General features: G+C 67.3%; 4 protein-coding genes and 3 pseudogenes. 1 reads left to right on the plus strand and 6 read right to left on the minus strand.

Annotation, left to right across the window (positions count from 1 at the left end; genetic code table 11):
* The 5 genes and pseudogenes from tnpC to ACTJK8_RS31585 form a co-directional block, all read right to left on the minus strand.
* Positions 1-710 (minus strand): IS66 family transposase (tnpC, locus tag ACTJK8_RS31565; protein ID WP_440763142.1); only part of this gene is annotated, 710 nt, incomplete at its 3' end.
* A gap of 102 nt (positions 711-812) precedes the next feature.
* Positions 813-1,160: an IS66 family insertion sequence element accessory protein TnpB gene (gene tnpB, locus ACTJK8_RS31570; protein ID WP_024827170.1), complete on the minus strand. Its 348-nt coding sequence runs from the start codon at positions 1,158-1,160 to the stop codon at positions 813-815.
* Positions 1,157-1,546, minus strand: coding sequence for an IS66-like element accessory protein TnpA (gene tnpA / locus ACTJK8_RS31575; RefSeq protein WP_440763140.1), 390 nt, complete (start codon positions 1,544-1,546; stop codon positions 1,157-1,159). The genes tnpB and tnpA overlap by 4 nt, the downstream gene beginning before the upstream one ends.
* Positions 1,547-1,621: 75 nt before the next feature.
* Positions 1,622-1,986 (minus strand): annotated as a pseudogene (locus tag ACTJK8_RS31580) (transposase); the annotation flags it as partial.
* A 96-nt stretch (positions 1,987-2,082) separates the two neighbouring features.
* Positions 2,083-2,349 (minus strand): hypothetical protein, encoded by a 267-nt coding sequence (locus ACTJK8_RS31585; protein WP_440763141.1) that lies wholly within the window; start codon positions 2,347-2,349, stop codon positions 2,083-2,085.
* 288 nt (positions 2,350-2,637) lie between these two features.
* Here ACTJK8_RS31585 and ACTJK8_RS31590 point away from each other — a divergent pair.
* Positions 2,638-3,875 (plus strand): annotated as a pseudogene (locus ACTJK8_RS31590) (IS3 family transposase).
* Positions 3,876-3,921: 46 nt separating this feature from the next.
* Here the strand turns inward: ACTJK8_RS31590 and ACTJK8_RS31595 are convergent.
* A pseudogene (locus tag ACTJK8_RS31595) lies at positions 3,922-4,233 on the minus strand (transposase family protein); the annotation flags it as partial.
* Positions 4,234-4,310: the final 77 nt, after the last annotated feature.

A 4,310-nucleotide genomic window follows, 5' to 3' on the forward strand; every position in this document is an offset into this window, starting at 1 on the left:
GCCAGGACCGGGACGGGCGTGTCGTCGAGATGCAGGCGCTCAGCCCCTCGAACATGGGCCTCGATCCGGGTGACCAGGGGCGACAGGGCGGTGGTCACCGCTCCGACCCAGCCGGCCAGCGTCGAGACGTCGATCGGTACGCCCTCGTGGGCGAAGCGCTGGCTCTGGCGATGCAGCGGCAGGTGCAGGCCGAACTTGGCCATCATCACCTCGGCCAGAAGGTTTGGGCCCGCTCGTCCGCGCGGGATCGGATGGAACGGGGCCGGTGTCTGCGCGATCGTCTCGCAGTCGCTGCACGAGAAGCGCTCGCGTACGTGCTGGATCACGACCCAGCGCGCCGGGATCCGCTCCAGGGTCTCGGTGACGTCCTCGCCGAGGTGACGAAGGCGCGCTCCGCCGCAACAGGCGCAGGTCGTCGGGCCGGGATGGACGACGCGCTCGCGCGGCAGGTGCTCGGGCAGAGGCCGGCGGGCGGGCTTGCGCCGAGAGGAAGCCGCACCGGAGAGCGCTTCGGGCTCGGCGGCCGCCTGCACTTGGGTCTCGGCCAGCGTCTCCTCCAGATCCTCCAGGACGAGTTCGAGCTGGTCAATCCGGGCGCTGCGCTCCGAGGAGGTCCCAAACCGTTCTCGCCGCAGCCGGGCGACCTCCAGCTTCAGCCGTTCGACCGCGATCTCCGAGGCGAGCCGGGCCGCCCGCTCGGCCAGGATCATGGCATGGGCGGCGGCAAGATCGGTGGGAAGCGGCGGGGGCTCGGGCGCGTTCGGCACGCTTGAGAGAAGAACATATTCTTCAAGCGCTGTAACGCGTTATCCTCAGCCGAGAGCGCTCGGACGCCAGCTCTCCTGCGGCATCCGCCAGTCGATACCCGAGAGCAGGTAGCCGAGTTGCGCCGTCGAGATCGTCACGGCTCCATCCGCCACCGAGGGCCACAGGAAACGGCCGCGGTCGAGCCGCTTGGTGTAGAGGCACGCGCCCTGGCCGTCGTGCCAGATCACCTTGATCAGGTCGCCGCGCCGTCCGCGGAACACGAACAGATGCCCGCCATGGGGATCGCGCTTGAGCGTCTCCTGGACGATCAGGCCGAGACTGGAAAAGCCCTTGCGCATGTCGGTGTGGCCGGTGGCCAGCCACACCCGCACGTTGGCCGGCAGTGGGATCATCGGCCCTCCAGGGCGTCGAGCACCCGCCGAAGCGCCGCGGCATCGACGTCGGAGCCGACCCGAACGCGCCGGCCTCTGCCGAGATCGATCTCGATCACTGCGCCGGAGCGACGGCAGCGGTTGTGCGCTCGACTAGGCTCGACCGTCATCGCGGCGGACGTGGGAGTGATCACGACGGGGACCAGCGCTGGCGTGGGAGCACCGACACGCTCGCACAGCAACTTGCGCCAGCGGAACAGCTGACTGACGTGGAGACCGGCCCGGCGGGCGACATCCGAGGTCGACACACCCGGTTCAAACGAAGCGGCGACCAACCGCTCCTTCTCCGCCCGCGTCCAGCGTCGACGCCGCTCGGCTCTCACCAGTTCGATACCCGCCTGGGTCATGCTCAAGGTCCTAGGATTACTCCTATGACCTCAGCCTCAACCGGCCAGCTCACAAGGCGGCCTTCGCCGGATGCGTACCGACCGGCCGACGCCGAGCGCGGCGCAGCCGCGCCGCTCGCTCACCCCGTGCGCCTCCTGAACCTGGTGCACGAGCTCGCGTCGCCGAGCAGGCGTCAGAGCTTTTTTGCAAGCACGTCCTGCAGGATGTGCTTGTCGAGGCTCAGATCGGCAACGAGCTGCTTGAGCTTGCGGTTCTCGTCCTCGAGCTGCTTCAGCCGCCGCAACTCGCCTGTGCCTAAGCCGCCGTAGAGCTTCTTCCAGCGGTAGAATGTCTGCTCGGAGATGCCCATCCGGCGCAGCACCTCCGCGACCGGTGTCCCGGTCTCGGCCTGCTTCAGCGCGAAGGCGATCTGCTCTTCGGTAAACCTGCTCTTCTTCACGGCTCTGCTCCTCCCGTCAGGGTCTCACAAAACCGGAAAACTCGCACTCACGCCGGACCAAAGCGATGGGAGGACGTCAACCGCTTAAACAGGCTCTTAGGCCACGCGAGCATCCTGATTCCTCTGCAGATCGAGCCAGAGATCTAGGCCGAGCGGCCCCTGCTTGCGCAGCGCAATACGGGCGCGCTGAACTTGGCCTTCGCGCACGAGCGTCAGGTGTTCGGGGATGCCACCAGCAGTGAGCACGCGCACGTGAGCGGCCGCGTCAGTGTGAGAGAGCACCGTGCAAGGCACGTCGAATCTGCCGACGCGAATCGTAGCCTTCGGATGCGTCGAAGCGTGAACGAAGTGCTTGTTTGCCATGCTGCGCCTCTCCTCCGTCCGAAAGGCAAAAGCCTAGAGGCTTCTTGGTCAATTGTCCGTTGCAGTGCAGCAACGGTGCGCTGGGTGAAGGTGTTGCGGTCTGAATGCGCCCTCTCTTTCGTCTCGCGCTCTATGACATCCGATCCGGCCGCTCCACAGGTGCACGGCGAGATCCTGTCTGGTGCTCAGCGTCGCCGGCGCTGGCCGACCACTGAGAAGATCCGTGTGAACCGCACCCCGTTTTGACCGGACAGGCGGCATAGCTCACGAAGGCATAGGCGTTGGCCTATGGGTAAGGCTATGTCATCCGATCCGACCGCCCCGCCGATGCACGGCGAGATCCTGACCGGCGTTCAGCGTCGACGGCGCTGGTCCACCACCGAGAAGATCCGCCTCGTCGAGGAGAGCCAGCAACCCGGCTCGTCCGTGTCGTTCGTTGCTCGCCGCTACGGCATCTCGCCCAGCCTGCTGTTCTCGTGAAAGCGGCGCATGCTGGAGGGCGGCCATCAGGCCGTGCACGCCGACGAGGAGGTCGTCGGCACCAGCCGGGTTCGCGAGCTGGAGCGACGCGTGCGCGACCTCGAACGTCTGCTCGGGCGCAAGACCATGGAGGTCGAGATCCTGAAGGAGGCGCTCGACCTCGCCCGCACAAAAAATCCGACCTTGCCGCTCAGCTCCTGGGGCGGTTCGACGGGCGGTTCGCGGTGAAGGCGGTCGCCGAAAAGCTCGGTGTCGCCCGCTCCCACCTGGCCGAGCGCCTGAGTCGGCCTGCTCGGCCGCGCGGTCCCTACCGCAAGCCCGAGGATGCGCAGCTGCTGCCGACGATCCGCGCGATCATCGATGCCCGCCCGAGCTACGGCTATCGCCGCGTCACCGCACTGGTGAACCGGGCCCTGCGCTCGCGCGGCGAAGCGAGCGTCAATGCCAAGCGGGTGCTGCGCATCCTGCGGGCGAACGGGCTCACCCTCGCGCCGCACACCGCCCGCCGGCCCGGCCGCACCCACGACGGCATCGTGGTGGCGCTGCGCTCGAACGTGCGCTGGTGCTCGGATCACCTCGAACTGCGCTGCCGGGACGGTGCGATCGTCCGCGTGCTGTTTGCCATCGACGCGTGCGACCGCGAGATCATGGCGTGGTCGGCGACCACGACAGGCGTCTCGGCCGAGATGGTCTGCGACCTGATGATCGCCTGCTGCGAGCGCCGGTTCGGCGCGACGAAGACCCCGCACCCAGTCGAGTGGCTGTCCGACAACGGCTCCGCCGACATCGCCAAGGAGACAGCGCAGACGGCCGCCGCGCTCGGCCTACGGCTGCTGTTCACCCCGGTGCGTTCGCCGCAGAGCAACGGCATCGCGGAGGCGTTCGTGAAGACGCTAAAGCGCGACTATGCCCGCTTGGCAATCTTGGCCGACGCCGAGACCGTGATGCGGCTTCTGCCGGTTTGGTTCGAGGACTACAACACGATCCACCCGCACTCCGGCCTGCGCATGCTCTCGCCCCGAGAGTACCTCAGCCGGACTGCCTAAACCCGCCCCGCTGCTTGTCCGGTCAAACAGGGTGCACTCCACCGTGTCGTCGGGTTCGTCGGGCGTGCGGAGCCAGGAGAGAAGGGGCAGGAAGGCAGAATGTCCGTCGGGAACAGGAGGGGTTGAGGCAGCGCAAACGTCGGACGGTAAGGTCGAGCCGAACGGCTCGTCCAAGGGAGGGTAGATTGGCGGGGTGCCGCTGATCGGAGCCGTGACAGGCAGTGCTCAGCGTGCCGCAAACGGGACAACGTCCTGCGCAGCGGCAGCCGCGAACGTGCATGACAACGCCCGCCTCAGACCCATCTTCGATGGAGAGTACCCGGCAGCCAGGAACCTCGTGCAGCCGCGCCATCGCCAAGCTCCGTCCTTCTCACACAGACGGAGAACGCACGGGGAAGCCACACGAAATGACGAAGAGCCACGAGACCGGGGCAA

Source organism: Methylobacterium sp. 22177, from assembly GCF_052045615.1.
Lineage (GTDB): Bacteria > Pseudomonadota > Alphaproteobacteria > Rhizobiales > Beijerinckiaceae > Methylobacterium > Methylobacterium radiotolerans.